The sequence below is a fragment of the Haloglomus halophilum genome, from assembly GCF_024298885.1.
GTDB lineage: Archaea > Halobacteriota > Halobacteria > Halobacteriales > Haloarculaceae > Haloglomus > Haloglomus halophilum.
The window spans coordinates 1,851,440-1,868,652 of the sequence record NZ_CP101166.1; the positions used below are offsets into that span (position 1 = coordinate 1,851,440).

Genomic DNA, 17,213 nt, shown 5'->3' on the forward strand with positions numbered 1-17,213 from the left:
TGGGGAGTTCGGCGCTCCGACGGGAAAAATGCTCCCGTCAGTCGTGACGGAACGACCGCTGTCCGGTGAACGCCATCGCCATCCCGTGCTCGTCGGCGGCCTCGATGACATCCTCGTCGTTGACGCTCCCGCCGGGCTGGATGACCGCCTCGATGCCGGCGTCGGCGGCCTCCTCGATGCCGTCCGGGAAGGGGAAGAAGGCGTCCGAGGCCATCACGGCGCCCTGGGCGTCCTTGCCCTCGGCGTGTTCCTCGGCCTTCATCGCCGCGAGGCGGACGGCGTCGACCCGGGAGACCTGGCCCATCCCGACGCCGACCGTCTCGGTGCCCTGCGCGAACAGGATGCCGTTGGACTTGACGTGCTTGAGCGTCTTCCAGGCGAACAGCATCGTCCCGACCTCCGTATCGGTGGGTTCGCGCTCGGTGACGAACTCGAGGTCGTCGGCCGTGATGTCCTGCAGGTCGCGGTCCTGGACGAGGCGGCCGCCGACCAGCGGCTTCTCCGTGTGGCGCTCGCTCGTCTCGGAGAGGGTCGCCTCGTCGCCCACATCCAGCACACGGAGGTTCTCCTTCTCGAACAGCACGTCGAGCGCGGCGTCGGTGTAGCCGGGCGCGACGACGACCTCCTTGAACGAGTCGATGATCTGCTCGGCGGTCGCGGCGTCGCACTCCCGGTTCAGGGCGACGATGCCGCCGAACGCGCTCATCGGGTCCGTCGAGAGGGCGTCCGCGTACGCGTCCGCCAGCGTGTCCGCGGTCGCACAGCCGGCGGGGTTAGTGTGCTTGATGACGGCCGCGGCGGGCTCGTCGAACTCCTTGATGAGGTCGAGCGCGCCGTCGGCGTCGTTGTAGTTGTTGTACGAGAGGGCCTTCGCGCCCTCGTTCAGCTGCGGGGCGTCGACGACGTTGGCCTCCTCGCAGGTGGCGTCGGCGTAGAGCGCGGCGGCCTGGTGGGGGTTCTCCCCGTAGCGGAGGTCGGCGACCCGGTCGTCGGCCACGAGCCGGCGGCGCGGGAACGGCTCGCCGTCGTCGCGGGTGGCGGTGTCGCCGTCGACGCGGACGACGCCCTCGTCGTGGTCGACCTCGGCGCGCCCCTCGACGAACCACTCGACGGCGCGTGGGTAGGCGGCGAACTCCGCCTCGTAGAGCACCCGTTCCTTCAGGTCGGCCGGTTCGTCGTCGTCGTAGACCGGGACGGGCTCCTGGGTGACGATGGGACCGCCGTCGACCGTCTCGTCGACGACGTGGACGGTACAGCCCGTGACCGAGACGCCCGCGTCGAGCACCTGCTCGTGGGCGTCCATCCCCGGGAACGCCGGCAGGAGCGACGGGTGGACGTTGAGCGTCGTCGGCACCTCGTCGAGGAAGTCCCCGGTCAGGACGCGCATGTAGCCGTCGAGGCAGACGAGGTCGAACTCGTAACCCGCCAGCCGTTCGAGGACACGCTGTTCGTGTGCTTCGCGGGACTCGCCCTCCTCGCGGACGACGACCTCGGTCGGGATGCCACGCTCGGAGGCCGCCTCCAGCACGGGGGCGCCCTCCTCGTTGGCGAGGACGACGGCGAACTCGGCACCACCCGGTGCGCGGTCGGCGATGTGTCGCAGGTTGCGCCCACGGTTGGACGCCATTCCGGCCAGTTGCATGTTCGAGTGGGGGGGTGGCCGACCGTTAGTGGTTGCGGTCCAGCGGGTGCGAGAGGGTCGCTCGCACGGGCCACGCTCCCGTGGCGCTCCGTGTTCGCGTCCGTTACAGCGCGGCCGCTCCTGCGGTGGGGTTCGAGAGGAGGCGACGGTGGCCGCAGTCAGACGTCGTCCGGCGTGTCGGCGTCGTCCTCGACGGCCCGCTTCATCGACTCGCGGCGCGACTTCGCGTCACGCCCGGTACACTCCAGCAGGAAGTCGTTCTTCGCGCTGTTGGCGTCGCCGGCGGCGTCGACGTCGCCCGTCTCCATCAGGCTCTCCAGGTCTCGCTCGACGAAGTCGACCGCGAGCTTGTCCTTCTTGCCCGAGTACGCCACCGCGCCCGCGACGACCTTCTCGAACACGGGATTGTCGGGGTCGCCGACGACGTACAGGTCGCTCCCGTTGAACTCCTCCGTGCCAGTGATGGGGCCGAAGTAGTCCTCGATGGTCCCCTCCAGGTCGGGGACACGCTCTTCGAGATACTCGCCCCGGCGCATCTTGTACTCCTCCATGGGCGCCGATTTGCGGAGCAGGGGTTTACCGATTTCGGCCTGCTGTCTCCCGCGGCGGCCCACGCGCCCCGGCGCAGCCGCTGACTCTGGTGGGTCGCTGTCAGGAGTGCGGTGGCGGTCGGGACGCTACTCGCTCGCTTCCAGATACCCGTGGACACACTCCGGGCAGGCGTCGCCCCGCCGGAACGACGACTCGGCGGGGATGGTGTGCCCACACTCCGGGCAGCGGTAGTGACCCTCCGGGACCGTGAAGGAGGCGGTGGCTGCGGGCTCGGGCTCGATGTCGGGTGCCGGCTCGGCTGCCGTGTTGGGTGTCCCCCCCGCGTCACGGTCGTCGTCGAGAATCTCGGCCGATTCCGGCTCGTCGGCGTCGTCCGTGGCGTCCTCAGCGTCGCTCGCGTCCGTCTCGGGTTCGTCGGGAGCGTCGCCCTCGTCGCGGGTCAGCGGCTCCGGTTCCCAGGCCTCGCCGGCCTCGTCACCCGGCCACTGACCGGGTGCGCGGTCGGATTCGGGCTCGTCGGTGAGGATCTCGGCGTCCTCGGTCACTGGCTCCGATTCGTCGGCCGTCATGTCGGTCGCGTCGGCCGTCGTGTCGGCCCGCTCGGGATCGAGGTCCACATCCGCCGGGTCCGAGGCGTCGTCGGTCATCAACTCGACACCCTCGTCCTCGCCGGTGTCGGGTGCGACCGTCTCGGCCGCGCCGCCGGTGGCCGCCTCGACACCGATGTCGTCGGTGTCGCCGGCCGGCCCGCTCCGGTCGACGATGCTGCCGAAGCCGTCGGTGTCGCCACTCCCGGTCGTGGCGTCGGTCGACGTATCGCCGCCCGTGGTCGGTGCGCCAGTCCCGCTCGGTGCGTCGGTACCGAGCTGGTCGGGTGACTCGAAGGCACCGTCGCTCCCCGTGGCGGGTTCGTCGCCAGGGGTCCCGAGGGTCGTGTCGGTGCTGACGCCGCCGTCGGCGGTGGCGCCCGCGGTGGAGACGACCTCCTTGTTGGTCGAGACGACGCGCGTCGCGTCACACTCCGTGCAACGCTCGACGTCCTTCACGACGGTGACGACCTCGCTCCCCTTGGATTCGCGCTCTCGGACCATCTCGCGCTCGTCGTACGCGTGCCCGAAGAGCGAACACTTCAGCCCCATTGTGCGAACGTGGCCCCGACGCGAATTTAAACGTACTGCAGGGTGTGACCCCCGACGTGCGGGCGTCAGTCACGCGTCAGACGCCGTGCCGCACCGCGGTTCTCGTCCACGGCCGGGTCGGCAGGGCGGCTCCCTGCGACCCGCTCCGCGCGCGGATTTATGACCGCCGGCGTGCTACAGCCGGGTATGCAGGCGAAGCCCGAGTTCCGTGACCGGGACGAGGCCGAGGTCGCGGTGCTCGACGCGCTCGTCGACCGTCACGAGGACGGGATGACGGTGTTCGAGCTCCGGTCGGGGACGGAACTGGATATCGACACCATCGAGGCGGCGCTCGGGGGGCTGAAGGAGGTCGGGCTCATCCGCGTGGAGGAGGAGGGGAGCCGGACGCGTATCTACCCCGACGAGCGGGTGGTGCCCGAGCCCGGCGAGGCCGAGGAGACCGACCCCTCGCTCGTCGACCGGCTCCTCGGAAGACTGCCGCTGTGAACCATCGCTGAGGCCGCTGCCGACCGAGCGCGGTTCCGGGAGTGTCTGACGCACGGCTGACCGCTCGCGACACGTCCCGCTGCCTTCTTGCGGTTTCTACTTCCGATACAGTCCGGCAGGGTATTTACCGTTCGCGCGTCTCGGGGGTGATATGATCGCACGCGTCGTCGCGGCGCTCCGGGGGAACCGCTCGGCCGGCTTCCACGAGTGCCGCCGCTGTGGTACGACCGTCGAGCCGTCGGCGTCGGGCTGCCCCGCCTGCGAGTCGACCGATATCGCGCGCTACGACCTCTGAGGCCGTCTCCCCCCGTCCGTTCTGCCGGCCGTCGTCTGTCCCTCCGCCCATTCGCCCCCGGCCAGTGTCGCCCGGGGACATGGCGTCGGAGTTATCCCTCGACGCCCGCTATCGGCGGGTATGACTGTCGTCGCGGAGGAACACGAGGCACACGGGGCGACCTTCCGCGAGCTCGCGGACGGCCGTCGTGCCGTGGAGGCGTATCACCGGCCCGAGCGGACGGCCACCGCCGTCCGGAACGGGGTCGGCGTCATCGAGATGGGTTACGGCGTCGTCGCCGTCACGGGCGAGGACCGCCACGAGTTCGTCGACGATGCGGTGTCGAACCGCGTCCCCGCGGCCGACGGCGAGGGCTGCTACGCCCTCCTGCTCGACCCGCAGGGCGCCATCACGACGGATATGTACGTCTACAACGCCGGCGAGCAGTTGCTGGTGTTCACGCCGCCGGCCCGCGCCGCGCCGCTGGTCGAGGACTGGTCGGAGAAGGTGTTCATCCAGGACGTCGAGGTCCGGGACGCCTCGTCGGACTTCGGCGTCTTCGGCGTCCACGGCCCCACCTCGACCGAGAAGGTCGCCTCCGTCCTGCACGGTGGGTCCGGGTCGCCGGACCCACGACTCTCCTTCGTCCGCGGGTCGCTGGGCGACGCCGGCGTCACCGTGGTCCGGACGGACGCTCCCCTCGGCGAGGAGGGCTACGAGGTCGTCTGTGCCGCCGACGGGGCGAACGAGGTGTTCAACACGCTCCTCACGCGCGGGCTGAACGCCGTCCCGTTCGGCTATCAGGTCTACGAGACGCTCGCGCTGGAGGCCGGAACGCCGCTGTTCGACACGGAACTGGCGGGGCGGATTCCGAACGTCGCCGGCGTCAGGAACGCGCTCGACTTCGAGAAGGGCTGCTACGTCGGCCAGGAGGTCGTCTCGAAGGTGGAGAACCAGGGCCGGCCGTCCCAGCGGCTGGTCGGGCTCCTGCCCGAGACGCTTCCGCAAGCGGGTGCGGCCGTCTTCGACGGCGACAGCGCGGCCGGCGAGGTCACGCGCGCCGTCGAGTCACCGACGCTCGACCGCGCGGCGGCGATGGCGTACGTCGACTTCAGGCTGGCGTCGGACGACGTGACGGTCCGTGTCGACGGCGACGAGGTCCCGGCCGAGGTGGTGGAGCTGCCGCTCTACGAGGGCTCGGACCGGTCGGCGCGGATTCCGGAGTACGTGAGCTGAAACCTTACTTCATCTATATTTGCTCAAATATTTCAGATAAATTCTAATTTCGATAAATATTTCCTGGTTATTGGGTGTAGTTTGGCTGACAACTGACCTCTACATCTGTAGAAAGCCCCCGCTCGCTCGACCATCCGGGCCTCGCTGCGCTCCTCACTCGCTTCGCTCGTTGCGGTGCTTGCTTCGTCCGGGATGGGTCGAGCGAGCGGCCCCTTTCAACCCCACCCTGTTGCTGGTTAAACCGAGCCTGTGCGCGTGGTGGTTCCAACGGGCCGCTAGTGCCCCCATACCTCCCCGCGCTCGCGCTGCGGTGTTCCGGCATGCTCGCTATCGCTCGCAGCCCCCACAGCGGTAGCGCGAGCGCGCTTCCTGTTCCCGGAACCGGCCGGCCGACCAACCACCCCCCGGCCGGGAGCGCGTGGTGAGGCCCGAAGCGGCCGAACCCGCGCGACCCGGGGAAGGGCAGGGATGCCGCCCCGCCGAACAGACAACGACGGGTGGGACTGAAAGGGGCCGGCCGCTCGATCCTCCCCCGGCGACGCAAGGACCGCAGGGAGCGGAGCGACCGAGGACCGCAGCGAGCCGCGGGGGGTCGAGCGGCCGGGGGCTTTCTACAGGGTTCTGTCGCGGTCGGAGTCAGAGTGCGAGTCCCAACGGGGACCGTCCGAGCGGTCGACGGAATTGACGAGCGTGGAGCACACGACCACTCCACATCCTGCTAGCCACCGATACCGTCAAGCCCCGTCCCCCTGACCCCACGACGTATGCGCGACGAGGCGGCAATCCGCGAGCGGATCGCCGAACTGGAGGCCGAGTACGACAGCCACGACCCGCCGTCCTCGGCGCTGGAGGACGAGGCCGAGGTGGCCATCCTCCGGGCCATCGAGGAACTGGAGTGGGTGCTGGAGGAGCACGACCCGGAGGGCGGGTTCACGACCTGACGCGGCGGCCGGGCGGTGGGTCCGGACGACGCGGCTCGTCAGGCGCCGGCGGTCTCGGCTGCCGAATCGGTGTCCATGACCCCCGCGGCCTCCAGCAGGTCCTTGTACCGGTTGCGGATGGTCACCTCGGAGATGTCGGCCACGTCGCCGACCTCGCTCTGGGTGAGCCCCTCGCTGGTGAGGAGCGAACCGGCGTACAGCGCGGCCGCCGCGATGCCCACGGGTGACTTGCCCGAGAGGAGCTGTGCCTCGCTGGCGGTCTCGATGAGTTCGACCGCCTTGCGCTCTGTCGCGTCGCCGGCGTCGAGTTCGCTCGCGAACCGGGGCAGGTACTCCGTCGGGTCCGCCGGCTCGATGGCGAGGTTCAGCTCCTTGACGATGTAGCGGTAGGCGCGTTTGAACTCCTCCTTGTCGACGCGGCAGACCCGCGCGACCTCGTCGAGGCTCCGCGGGACGTTCGCCTGCCGCGCGGCGGCGTAGACGGCGGCGGTCGCGATGCCCTCGATGGAGCGGCCGGGGAGCAGGTTCTCGTCGAGGGCGCGCCGGTAGATGACGGAGGCGGTCTCGCGGACGTTGTCCGGCAGCCCCAGGGCGCTGGCCATCCGGTCGATCTCGCCGAGGGCCTGCTTGAGGTTGCGCTCCTTGGAGTCGCGCGTGCGGAACCGCTCGTTCCAGGTGCGCAGCCGGTTCATCTTCTGTCGCTGCTTGCTCGACAGGGAGTTGCCGTAGGCGTCCTTGTCCTGCCAGCCGATGTCGGTCGAGAGCCCCTTGTCGTGCATCATGTTGGTCGTCGGGGCGCCGACGCGGCTCTTCTCGTCGCGCTCGCTGGCGTCGAACGCGCGCCACTCGGGCCCGCGGTCGATCTCGTCCTCCTCGACGACGAGGCCACACTCCTCGCAGACGGTCTCGCCGTGCTCGGTGTCGACGCTCAGACTCCCGCCACACTCCGGGCAGACGAGCGTCGCCTGTGTCTCGCCGTCCTCGACCGCCGGGCGCGTCTCCTCGTCGACCGGCGGCTGTGTCTCCTCGGACGACCGCTCGGCACGCTGGGTGAGTCGAGTGTCGGACATGGATTCGTGGTGGTCGTGGCGTCGCAGGTCGGTCCGGCTGACGGTGCCCGCTGCCGGTTCGGCGCCGGTCGGCGCGGGTCGCCGTTCGTACGCGAGTGTAGGGCTGTCCGCTCCCTCAGCGCTGTGCCGAACAGTTTGGCGTTTATTATACCTGCCCGTGAACGGGCGCCCCCTCACGACGTGTCCACCCCGCCGCCGGTGTGTGCGTGCGTGTGTGTGTGTGTGTCAGTCGCACGGTTTATCTCGCTGGGACTCGTAGCCCCCTGTGTCATGTACGACCCGCAGGTCTACGGCCTGCTCGGGGCCGTCCTGCTGTTACACCTCGGGACGCTCGTGTACGTCTACCTCCGGCGGAACGGCGGCGAGGGGTCGCCAGCCGCGGACGTGGACGCCGCGACCGTCGACCGGGGTGCCGAGACCGCGGTCGACGCCGCCATGGAGGCCGACGAGACGGTGGTCTGTGCCGAGTGTGGGGTCCGGAACGCGGCGGACTACCGCTTCTGCCGGGCCTGTGTCGCGGACCTCTCTGGTCCGCCGGCACAGGGCGGGAGCGAGGCGTTCTCGAACGCCGCCTGACCGCCATCACACCGCCAGTGGGCCATAGCGGCTGTGGACCCTAGCGGCTGGTGGGCCATAGCGGCTGGTGGACCGCAGCCCGCCGTCCGGCACGCGTGGCACCGACGCGACGTTTCCCGCCCACCCGCCCACTCGTCGCAGTATCGGGCTACGTTCGTCTGCTTCTTGGCGAACTATCATTCTATATGTCGCCATTATGTTGTAGTACTGCTCTATCTGTAGCGATACTATGGGAATACGTTCCCAATATTCAGTTCCGGCGGAACGCTTACGTGGCAGAGACGCCGACCTCCCCGTGATGAGTGACCGCTCCCGGACGCGGGCGTTCTTCGATGCTCTCGCCTTCCCGGCGCGGCTGTTGAGTGCCGGGCTCGCCGAGGACGAGAACGCCCGCGTTCGTGTCGAGCAGGACGCGTACGTGCTCGAACTCGACCTGCCGGGGTACGACACCGGGGCCTTCGATGTCTCGTGGGACGACGGCTACCTCTCGGTGACCGCGACCACGGACGACCGCTCGTACGAGAACGAGTTCCACTTCCCCTCGATCGTCCGCGCGGCCGACATCCGTGCGACCTACGACGCCGACGGGGGGCAACTGACCGTCACCCTGCCCGTCTACGGCCGCCGCTCGTCCGGGGGCGCTACCGCCGAGCGGGGGGCGGCCGACTGAGCCACTGCTCCGCCGTCTGCGGCCCGTCCGGTACTCCGGGGTCGCGCGCGCCGTCGCCCGTCGTTCAGCGCGGCTTGGGGACGTAGTCGGGGCCGACGCGGAGGTCGAGCGCCCGTGGACGGGTGTACATCGTGACGCGGTCGTGCTCGGCGATCTCCCCGTCCCGCGAGAAGGTGATGGCCTCGTCGCTGGTCACCGTGACCTGTGCCGCCTGGAAGTGGTGGACCGAGTCGGTCCCCTCGCCGAGCAGCCGGTGGATGGCCGCCTCGACCGCGAGGTTCCCCGCGGGCACGTCCTCGATGACCGCTACGTCGAACAGGCCGTCCTCCATGTCGGCCTGTCCGCCCTGCTCGACGAACCGGCGGGCGTTCCCGACGAGGACGGTCACCGCCGAACCCTCCCAGCTGTCGCTCTTGCCGCCGCCGTGGAGGTCCAGCCGGAGGTCGAGCCCCTCGAACTCGACGGCCTGCTGGAGTCCGCTGACGACGAACGCCAGCGTGCCGAGGCGCTGCTTCAGCTCGCCCGAGGCCGAGGTGCTGGCGTCGGCCGGGAAGCCGGCGATACAGGAGACGACGAACGGCTTCCCGTCGGCAAGGCCCACGTCGACCGACCGGATCTCGCCCTTGTCGGTGAGCTGGAGCCCGTGTTCGATGCTCCGGATGCCGACGGCGTTCGCCAGCAGGTTGGCCGTTCCCGCGGGGATGACGTTCAGCGTCACCTCGCCCAGGTGGTCGGCCTGTTCCAGTCCCCGCAGCACCTCGTTGATGGTCCCGTCCCCCCCGCAGACGGCGATCTCGCTGATCCCCTCCTCGCCGGCCTCCCGGCCGAGCGTCACTCCATCACCCTCACCCTCCGTCTCCCACACCGCGAACCCCTTCCCGCGGGCCTTCTGACGCACGAGTTCGGCGTGGTCGCCGGTCCCGCTGACGGGGTTCATGATGAGGGTGCGCGACCCGACCTGCATACGTTGGCGGTCAGCGTGCGGACACTTAGGGGGTGTGGAGACCGTCCAGCGCTACCGCCGGTGTCACGGGCGAGACCCTCAGTTCATCCCTTCCGTCCCGATATCGGGGTTCTCGCGGTAGAAATCCACGAGCGTCTCGGCGTAGTCCTCGAAGTCGGGGCACTCGATGCCCGACCCCTCGAGGTCCGCGACGGCGTTCGAGCAGTCGAAGGAGGCGGGCCAGGTCTGGTACTCCAGCCCGCCGCTCTTCAGCAGCTCGGACTCGGGCTTCAGGCTCTCCAGCAGGCCCTTGACGATACCCTTGGGGTACGGCACGACGAACGTGCGGTCCTTGCCGGCGGCATCACCGAGAATCTTGACGAGTTCCGTCGTCGTCGGCGGGTCCGGGTCCGCCAGGTGGTAGGTCTTCCCCTCGGACTCCTCGATACCCGAGAGGTAGCCGATGGCGTCGACGATGTAGTCCCGCGGGACGACGTTGAACTCGCCCTCGCTGGCACCCTTCGGCGCCGGGATGACGGCGTTGTCGCCCTGGTCGACGAGTCCCTCGACGAAGGCGTACATCCCGTCGTACTTCTGGGTCTCGCCGGTCTCGCTGTCGCCGACGGCGACGCCCGGTCGGTAGATGGTCGTCGGCACCTCGTCCATCCGCTCGCGGACCTGCACCTCGGCCATGTGTTTGGTGGACTCGTAGTAGTTGTAGAACGACTGCCCCTCCTGGAGCATGTCCTCGGAGAAGCGCCCGTCGTAGTCGCCGGCGACGACGACGCTGGAGACGTAGTGGAAGCGGTCGGCGTCGGCCGCGGCGGCGAACTCCGCCATGTGGGCGCTCCCGTCGATGTTGACGGCCTTGCCGGGCGCCCGGTCCATGGTCAGGTCGTAGATGGCGGCGAAGTGGTAGACCACGTCCGTCCCGTCGACGAGCGCGTCGTAGTCGTCGACGGCGAGTTCGGGGTCCGTGATGTCTCCCTCGACGAGTTCGACGCGCGCTTCGGCGTCGGCGTCGACGTCCTCGTCGATGTCGCTCACGCGGGCCTCGGCCTCCGACCGGAACTTCGGCTGGACCAGACAGGTCACCGTGGCGTCCTCGTCGTGTCGCTCCAGCAGTACCTCCACCATCGCCGAGCCCAGGAACCCCGGGAACCCGGTCAGGAACACGTCCGTCATGGCCCCGACGGGGCGGGCCGCCGACAAAGAGGTTGCCCCGTGTGTACAGGCCCCGCTTATACCGTTCCGCCCGGTGCGTTACGGGGGGCTCACTCCAGCAGGACCGTGAACCCCCACTCGCCGCCGGTGCCCTCACCGGGTGCCGAGTCGGCCCCGCCGACCTGGTAGGGGGTCCGGAACGTGTGCTCGCCCACCGGCAGGCAGGCGTCCGTCTCCGCGCTCGTGTACAGCGCGAGGTCTGCCGTCGCCGACGCGCCCGGCGCCAGTTCGAACGTGCGGTACTCCTCTGTGGTGGCGATGCCGTGGCGGAGGCGCCAGCAATCGGGCTCGGCGTCCCACTCGCCCTCGACCGGGAGCAGGACGAGCCGGCCGGACTCGTCGTGGACGTACTGGAAACGCGCGGCACGCCCCTCACCCACCCGCACGGCGCCGTCACCGGTGTTGGTGAGCGTCACGCGGAGCGAGGGCGGCGTCTCGGCCGTCGCGACCGGTTCGAGGAACGTCACGTCGGCCGCCAGCGGCGCATCCGGGCCGTCGATGCCGACCAGCGTGACCCCCGGGCCGCCAGTGCCAGCGGGTCGGGTGCCACCCGCCGCGTCACCGTCGTCGCCGGGGAGCCCGCCGTCGGAGCGGGGCTCCGACGAGGCATCGTCTTCGACGATACCGCCGTCGGTCTCGGTCGGGGCAGGTGTCGGCGAGGGCGTCGGTGTCGGCTCGTCCCCGCCCGCACCGGGCGTGGCGCCGGTCGTGCAGCCTGCGAGGAGTGCGAGCCCCGCGAGCCCACCCGCACGGAGGAGGGTTCGGCGGGTCGGACGGTCGGATGGCTCGATGTGCATACCCACCAGACGCGCGTTCACGGCATGAACTAGCCGATACCTCAAACGCCTGCTTGCGGTACCGTGTGGCCTGCTGTCTCATGTCCGCGTGTTCACAGTCGCCCCCGGCCGGGGGTTGATGACGCCGCCGCTCGCAATGGCAGGCGTGTCCGACGCGCCCACGCCGCCCGAGGACGAGCGGAACGTCCACGGCGACCCCCTCGAACCGTGCAGCACGGACCCGATGACCGGCGCCCTCCGGGACGGGGAGTGCCACGCACTCCTGCGCGACCCCGGCCGGCACGAGGTCTGTGCGGTGATGACCGAGGCGTTCCTCGAGTACAGTCGCGCGCAGGGCAACGACCTGATGACCCCCCGCCCGGACCTGCAATTCCCCGGGCTGGAACCGGGCGACCGCTGGTGTGTCTGTGTCCCCCGGTGGCTGGAGGCGGCCGAGGCCGACCGCGCCCCACCCGTCGTCCTGGCAGCGACGAACGAGTCCGTCCTCGACATGGTCCCGCGCTCGCAACTCGAAGCCCACGCGCACGACCCGCCCGACGACTGACGGGCGCTCACCGTCCCCGTTCGTGTGGGCGCCTGCGCTCGCCGCCGTGGCTCGGGCGCGGTGATGCTACGTCGGCGACCATGCGGGAACTCCCGGATGCCGGCTGTTTCTCGCCCGTACTGAACGCGTGTCCACAGAGCCACCGCATCCAGCCGCCGATGTGACCGTTCGAGAGTACCTGAATCATTATATCCATCTAAAGACTTCGCGCTCCGGAGATTCGTAGTCATATTATTGCTTATATGTAAACGATAACGTGTATATACGTCTGTTCTCTGTCTTCTGAACGTGAAACTGTGATGTTCGCAAAGGTATTCTGCGAATCGATTGACGGGTGTCCTATCGGCACTCGTCCGGAGGTGACCGGATGACCGAGTGGGTGTCGACCACCTGCATGCGGTGTGCGGTCGGCTGCGGGCACCGACAGCGCGCCGTCGACGACGGGTACGGCATCGACACCGTCAGCGGCGACCCGATGCACCCGGTCAGCGAGGGGCTGGCCTGCCGGCGCGGAACGCGCGAGTCCGCCGACCCCGACGGGACGTGGCTCACCCGGCCGCTGGTCCGGCGCGACGGCGAACTCCGCTCGACGACCTGGGAGAACGCCCTCGAGGAGGCCGCTGGCGCGATGCGCCGGGCGATGGCCACCTCGCCCGACGCGGTCGCGGTCCTCGGAAGTGGCCAGCAGACCAACGAGGCCGCCTACGCCCTCGGCAAGCTCGCCCGGGGCGGCATCGGGACCCGATACTACGACGCGAACACGACGCTCTGCATGGCGAGCGCCGTCACGGCGTACTACGACGCCTTCGGCAGCGACGCGCCGCCCTGCACCTACGACGACATCCCGGGCGCCGACTCGCACGTCGTCTGGGGCGCCAACCCGGCCGTTGCGCACCCCGTGATGTTCCGGTGGATCCGCGAGTCGGCCGACGACGGGGAACTCCTCGTCGTCGACCCGGTGGCGACGGAGACGGCCGACCTCGCCGACCACCACGTCGCGCTCGCCCCCGGTGGTGACCTCGCGCTGGCGCGGGCCGTCCTCGCCCGCGTCGTCGCCCGCGGCGACGTGGACGAGGCGTTCGTCGAGGCCGCGACCGAGGGGTTCGACGAGCTGCGAGCGAGCCTCCCTGACGCTGTCACGGCGGCCGCCGAGGCCGGCGTCGCGATGGCCGACGTGGATGCGCTCGCGGACGCGTTCGACGCCCGGACGCTGGTCTACTGGGGGATGGGCGTCAACCAGTCCGTCGACGGGACCGCCACCTCGGGCGCGCTCATCGACATCTGTCTCGCGACGGGCAACCTCGGCCCCGGGACCGGTCCGTTCTCGCTGACCGGGCAGGCGAACTCGATGGGCACCCGCGTCTGCTCCTCGAAGGGCTCTTGGCCCGGCCACCGCGACTTCCAGGACCCGTACGAGCGGGCCGCCGTCGCGGACTACTGGGGCGTCGACCCCGGCCGCCTCCCGGACGACACCGGTCCCGGACCGGTCGGGACGCTCCAGGCGGTCGAGGACGAGGTCGACGTGGTCTGGACGGTTGCGACGAACCCCGTCGCGGGCGTGCCCGACGCCGGGGCCGTCGCCGACCGACTGGACGACGCGTTCGTCGTCGTACAGGACGCGTTCCACTCCGAGACCGTCGAGTACGCCGACGTCGTCCTGCCCGCCGCCACGTGGGGCGAGTCCGAGGGGACCGTGATGAACATGGAACGGACGGTCTCGCGGGTCCGGGCGGCGACGGACACGCCCTCCGGGGTCAAGCAGGACATCGACATCATCGCGGAGCTGGGCCAGCGGCTCTGCCCGGGGTTGCTGGGTGAGCCACCGCTCGACCCGGAAGCCGTGTTCCGCGAGTTCTGTGACCTCACGTCCGACACGGACGCGGACTGCTCCGGGCTCTCGTACACGCGGCTGGAGGCCGAGACCGCGGTGCGGTGGCCGGCACCCGGTCCCCGCGAGAGCGGCGGCTACCGGTACCACTCGTCGGGCGCGGAGGCTACGGACGAGGATACGGATGCGGCCGCGGACGAGGGTGCGGCCGGCCCCACCGGTGCGGACGCCGAGTGGTCGTTCGCGACGCCCTCGGGTCGGGCCCGGTTCTCGACGGCGGTCGAGCCCCACGAGGCCGAGCCGACCGACGAGGAGTACCCGCTCGTCCTCACGACGGGCCGGGAGGCCGACGGCTACAACACGGGTGTCCGGAGCCGCGACGGCTCCGGTCCCGGCGAGCCGACGGCGCCCGTCGCGCGGGTCGCGCCGGCCACGATGTCCACCGTCGCGCCGGACGGCGAACGCGAGGTCAGCCTCACCTCCCGGCGGGGGAGCGTGGACGTGACGCTCCACCCGGACGAGGCCGTCCCGGAGGGGCTGGTGTGGCTCTCCATCCACCATCCCGCGACGAACCGGTTGACGACGCCGGACCGGGACCCGCGCTCGGCGGAGCCCAACCTCAAGCAGTGCGCCGTCCGGGTCGAATCCCGTGCCGACGAGTCAGAGGTGGAGCTCACCGAGCCCGACCGCGAAGCCCCGCCCGACGGTCGCGAGGCGCTCACGGAGGTGGCGGAATGACGGACCGAACAGCGCCCGACGACGGGCTCGAGCGCGACCGCTCGGGTCGGCCCGAGCGGTCGGCCCTCATCCTCGCCGGAGGGCGTTCGACCCGCTTCGGCGAGCCGGACAAGGCGCTCGCCGAGCTGGCGGGGGCGCCGCTGGTCCGCCACACGGCGGCCGCGCTCGCGCCCGCCGTCGACGAGCTGGTCGTCAACTGCCGCGAGGCCCAGCGCGACGCGCTCGCAGCCGCACTCGAGGGGCTCGACGAGTGCCTCCCGGTCCGCTTCGCCGTCGACCCGGTTGACGACGAGGGGCCGGTGGCGGGGCTGCTGACGGGGCTTCGCGTCACGCGGGGGCAGTACGTCGCGGTCGCGGGCTGCGACCAGCCGTTCCTCCGGTCCGCGACGGTCGCGGACCTGTTCGCCCGCGCCACGGGCGAGGCCGGCACAGCGCCGCTGGTCGAGGGCCGGCGGGAGCCGCTCGGTGCGGTCTACCGGGTCCAGCGAGCCCGCGAGGCGGCCGTGCGGACGATGGCCGCTGGCTCGCGAGCGCTGCGTGACGTACTCGCGCGGGTCGACCCCGACGCGGTACCGGTCGCGCCGGGAACGGTGCGGGATATCGACACGCAGGCCGAACTATCCGATGTATCGGGGCGTGAGTGGCTGAACGACGCTGATAACCGAACTACCATGGGAACGAACGGAGAGCACGCGGTATCGGTCACGAATCGGGCGGAGAGTAACACGGCGGTCCTCCCCGAGGGAGGTGAGTCCTGATGGTGCACAAGAAGGAGGGCATCAAGGAGGACTGTTACGGCGACGAGGTCCGCGAGCACCTCCTCGAGTTCGCCCGGAACGGTGGCGTCGACGCCATCCCCGAGGACGAGCGCGACGACTGGTACACGCGCTTCAAGTTCTGGGGCGTCTTCCAGCAGCGGACCGGCCAGGAGGACTACTTCATGATGCGGCTCACCGGGACCGACGGCGTCCTCGACCCGGGACAGTTCCGTGCCCTGGCCGAAGTGGCCGACGAGTACGCCGCCGGGCCGGTCGAGAACCCCGAGTTCGGCAACAGCTGGCTCGACCTCACCACCCGCCAGTCCGTCCAGCTCCACTGGATCGAGCTGGAGGACGTGCCGGATGTCTGGGAGACGCTCGAAGGGGCGGGTCTCTCGACGCGCTCCGCGGGCGGCGATACGATGCGCAACATCACCGGCAACCCCACCGCCGGGAAGGACGCCCGCGAGCTCATCGACACGAAGCCCATCCTGGAGGAGATCCAGGCCACCATCCGGGACGACGACGACCTCGCGAACATGCCCCGCAAGTTCAACATCAGCGTCTCGGGCATCCCCGACGGCTCCGCGCAGGACGCCATCAACGACATCGGGCTCGAACCTGCGATGAAGGCCGTCGAGAGTGACTCCCGGGTCGGCTTCAACGTCCGTATCGGGGGCGGGCTCGGTGGCCACGAGCCCCGCGTCGCCCGGCCGCTGGACGTGTGGGTCCCGCCCGAGCGCGCAGTCGACCTCGTCCGCGGCTTCGTCGAACTCTACCACGACGAGGGCAACCGGACCAACCGGAACAAGAACCGCGCCCGGTTCTTCGTCGACGAGCGCGGCCCCGAGGCCATCCGCGAGCAGCTCCAGGCCGAATACGTCGACTGGGAGCTGCAGACGGCCGGCGAGGACTGCCGCGAATCGTACACGTACAACGCCGGCCACGGCGACGGCGAGGAGACACCCGAGGGCCCCATCGACTACGTCGGCATCCACGAGCAGCACGACGGCCGCTACTTCGTCGGGCTGAACGTCCCGGTCGGGCGCATCCCGGCGGACGACGCCCGCGCGCTGGCGGACCTCGCGGAGGCGTACGGGAGCGGTGAGGTCCGGCTCACACGCCGGCAGAACCCGCTCATCATGGACATCCCCGAGGCCGACCTCGCGGCCTTTCTCGAGGAGCCGCTGCTGGAGGCGTACTCGCCGGACCCCACCGTCTTCGAGCGCGGCGGCATGGCCTGCACGGGGACGGAGTTCTGCTCGCTCGCGCTCGCCGAGACCAAGGCACGGGAGGCCCGGATGCTCCGCTGGCTCGACCGGCACGTCGACCTGCCCGACGACGTGGACAGCATCAAGCTCCACTTCTCGGGCTGTACGGCCGACTGTGGCCACGCCAACACCGCCGACATCGGCCTGCTCGGGATGCGCGGGCGCAAGGACGGCGAGATGGTCGAGGCGCTCGACATCGGCGTCGGCGGCGGGATGGGCGAGGACCCCTCCTTCGTCGAGTGGGTCCGCCAGCGCGTCCCCGCCGACGAGGTGCCCGGCGCGCTCGCGAACCTGCTCAACGCGTTCGCCGCCCACCGCGAGCCGGGCCAGTCGTTCCGCGAGTGGGTCGACGCCACCGGGAGCGAGGCCATCACCGAACTCCTCGAACCCGAGGAGACCGACTACGTCGACCCGGCGCTCCACGACGCCAAACAGTCCTGGTACCCGTTCGCCGATGACGCGGGCGCCGACGGGGGCCAGGCCCCGGCCGACGACTGATGTCCGGGGAGACGCCTTCCAGGGGG

Annotated in this window: 17 protein-coding genes; 10 read left to right on the plus strand and 7 right to left on the minus strand. The window is 70.4% G+C overall.

Annotation, left to right across the window (positions count from 1 at the left end; all coding sequences use genetic code 11):
• Positions 1 to 37 precede the first annotated feature (37 nt).
• From purH to NL114_RS09005, 3 genes are all read right to left on the minus strand, one after another.
• Complete coding sequence (purH, locus tag NL114_RS08995; RefSeq protein ID WP_254824453.1) at positions 38 to 1,642, minus strand: bifunctional phosphoribosylaminoimidazolecarboxamide formyltransferase/IMP cyclohydrolase; 1,605 nt, start codon at positions 1,640 to 1,642, stop codon at positions 38 to 40.
• 158 nt (positions 1,643 to 1,800) lie between these two features.
• Entirely contained in the window at positions 1,801 to 2,193 is a 393-nt protein-coding gene (locus tag NL114_RS09000; RefSeq protein ID WP_254824454.1) for a DUF5611 family protein, read from the minus strand.
• A 126-nt stretch (positions 2,194 to 2,319) separates the two neighbouring features.
• Positions 2,320 to 3,333, minus strand: coding sequence for a DUF7093 family protein (locus tag NL114_RS09005; protein ID WP_254824455.1), 1,014 nt, complete (start codon positions 3,331 to 3,333; stop codon positions 2,320 to 2,322).
• A 186-nt stretch (positions 3,334 to 3,519) separates the two neighbouring features.
• On the opposite strand from NL114_RS09005, the gene NL114_RS09010 reads away from it, so the two are divergent.
• The 4 genes from NL114_RS09010 to NL114_RS09025 all read left to right on the plus strand — a co-directional run bounded on the left by NL114_RS09010 (position 3,520) and on the right by NL114_RS09025 (position 6,270).
• Entirely contained in the window at positions 3,520 to 3,819 is a 300-nt protein-coding gene (locus NL114_RS09010; RefSeq protein ID WP_254824456.1) for a DUF6432 family protein, read from the plus strand.
• A gap of 151 nt (positions 3,820 to 3,970) precedes the next feature.
• Positions 3,971 to 4,114: a hypothetical protein gene (locus NL114_RS09015; protein ID WP_254824457.1), complete on the plus strand. Its 144-nt coding sequence runs from the start codon at positions 3,971 to 3,973 to the stop codon at positions 4,112 to 4,114.
• A gap of 120 nt (positions 4,115 to 4,234) precedes the next feature.
• Entirely contained in the window at positions 4,235 to 5,329 is a 1,095-nt protein-coding gene (gene ygfZ / locus NL114_RS09020) for a CAF17-like 4Fe-4S cluster assembly/insertion protein YgfZ (RefSeq protein ID WP_254824458.1), read from the plus strand.
• Between the two features lie 764 nt (positions 5,330 to 6,093).
• Positions 6,094 to 6,270, plus strand: a complete 177-nt coding sequence (locus NL114_RS09025; RefSeq protein ID WP_254824459.1) for a hypothetical protein — start codon at positions 6,094 to 6,096, stop codon at positions 6,268 to 6,270.
• Between the two features lie 38 nt (positions 6,271 to 6,308).
• Here NL114_RS09025 and NL114_RS09030 read toward each other — a convergent pair whose 3' ends face one another.
• Positions 6,309 to 7,340 (minus strand): transcription initiation factor IIB, encoded by a 1,032-nt coding sequence (locus tag NL114_RS09030; protein WP_254824460.1) that lies wholly within the window; start codon positions 7,338 to 7,340, stop codon positions 6,309 to 6,311.
• 270 nt (positions 7,341 to 7,610) lie between these two features.
• Here NL114_RS09030 and NL114_RS09035 point away from each other — a divergent pair, with 270 nt between their 5' ends.
• Together NL114_RS09035 and NL114_RS09040 are read left to right on the plus strand one after the other, a co-directional pair.
• Complete coding sequence (locus NL114_RS09035; protein ID WP_254824461.1) at positions 7,611 to 7,916, plus strand: DUF7577 domain-containing protein; 306 nt, start codon at positions 7,611 to 7,613, stop codon at positions 7,914 to 7,916.
• Between the two features lie 298 nt (positions 7,917 to 8,214).
• On the plus strand, positions 8,215 to 8,586 hold the full coding sequence (locus tag NL114_RS09040) for an Hsp20/alpha crystallin family protein (protein WP_254824462.1): 372 nt from the start codon (positions 8,215 to 8,217) through the stop codon (positions 8,584 to 8,586).
• Positions 8,587 to 8,650: 64 nt separating this feature from the next.
• Here the strand turns inward: NL114_RS09040 and NL114_RS09045 are convergent, their stop codons facing one another.
• The 3 genes from NL114_RS09045 to NL114_RS09055 form a co-directional block, all read right to left on the minus strand.
• Complete coding sequence (locus NL114_RS09045) at positions 8,651 to 9,550, minus strand: diacylglycerol/lipid kinase family protein (protein ID WP_254824463.1); 900 nt, start codon at positions 9,548 to 9,550, stop codon at positions 8,651 to 8,653.
• 78 nt (positions 9,551 to 9,628) lie between these two features.
• The gene (locus NL114_RS09050; RefSeq protein WP_254824464.1) at positions 9,629 to 10,714 is read right to left on the minus strand and encodes an SDR family oxidoreductase; all 1,086 of its coding nucleotides are present in this window, start codon (positions 10,712 to 10,714) and stop codon (positions 9,629 to 9,631) included.
• An 89-nt stretch (positions 10,715 to 10,803) separates the two neighbouring features.
• Positions 10,804 to 11,550 carry a hypothetical protein gene (locus NL114_RS09055; protein ID WP_254824465.1) on the minus strand — a complete coding sequence of 249 codons (747 nt, stop codon included), beginning with the start codon at positions 11,548 to 11,550 and terminating at the stop codon, positions 10,804 to 10,806.
• 145 nt (positions 11,551 to 11,695) lie between these two features.
• Here NL114_RS09055 and NL114_RS09060 point away from each other — a divergent pair, with 145 nt between their 5' ends.
• The 4 genes from NL114_RS09060 (at position 11,696) to NL114_RS09075 (ending at position 17,187) form a co-directional block, all read left to right on the plus strand.
• On the plus strand, positions 11,696 to 12,094 hold the full coding sequence (locus NL114_RS09060; protein ID WP_286671104.1) for a DUF2237 family protein: 399 nt from the start codon (positions 11,696 to 11,698) through the stop codon (positions 12,092 to 12,094).
• Between the two features lie 367 nt (positions 12,095 to 12,461).
• The gene (nasA, locus tag NL114_RS09065; protein WP_254824466.1) at positions 12,462 to 14,660 is read left to right on the plus strand and encodes an assimilatory nitrate reductase NasA; all 2,199 of its coding nucleotides are present in this window, start codon (positions 12,462 to 12,464) and stop codon (positions 14,658 to 14,660) included.
• Positions 14,657 to 15,418, plus strand: coding sequence for a molybdenum cofactor guanylyltransferase (locus tag NL114_RS09070; RefSeq protein WP_254824467.1), 762 nt, complete (start codon positions 14,657 to 14,659; stop codon positions 15,416 to 15,418). Before nasA ends, NL114_RS09070 begins: the two co-directional genes overlap by 4 nt.
• Positions 15,418 to 17,187, plus strand: coding sequence for a nitrite/sulfite reductase (locus tag NL114_RS09075; protein ID WP_254824468.1), 1,770 nt, complete (start codon positions 15,418 to 15,420; stop codon positions 17,185 to 17,187). The genes NL114_RS09070 and NL114_RS09075 overlap by 1 nt, the downstream gene beginning before the upstream one ends.
• Positions 17,188 to 17,213 lie beyond the last annotated feature (26 nt).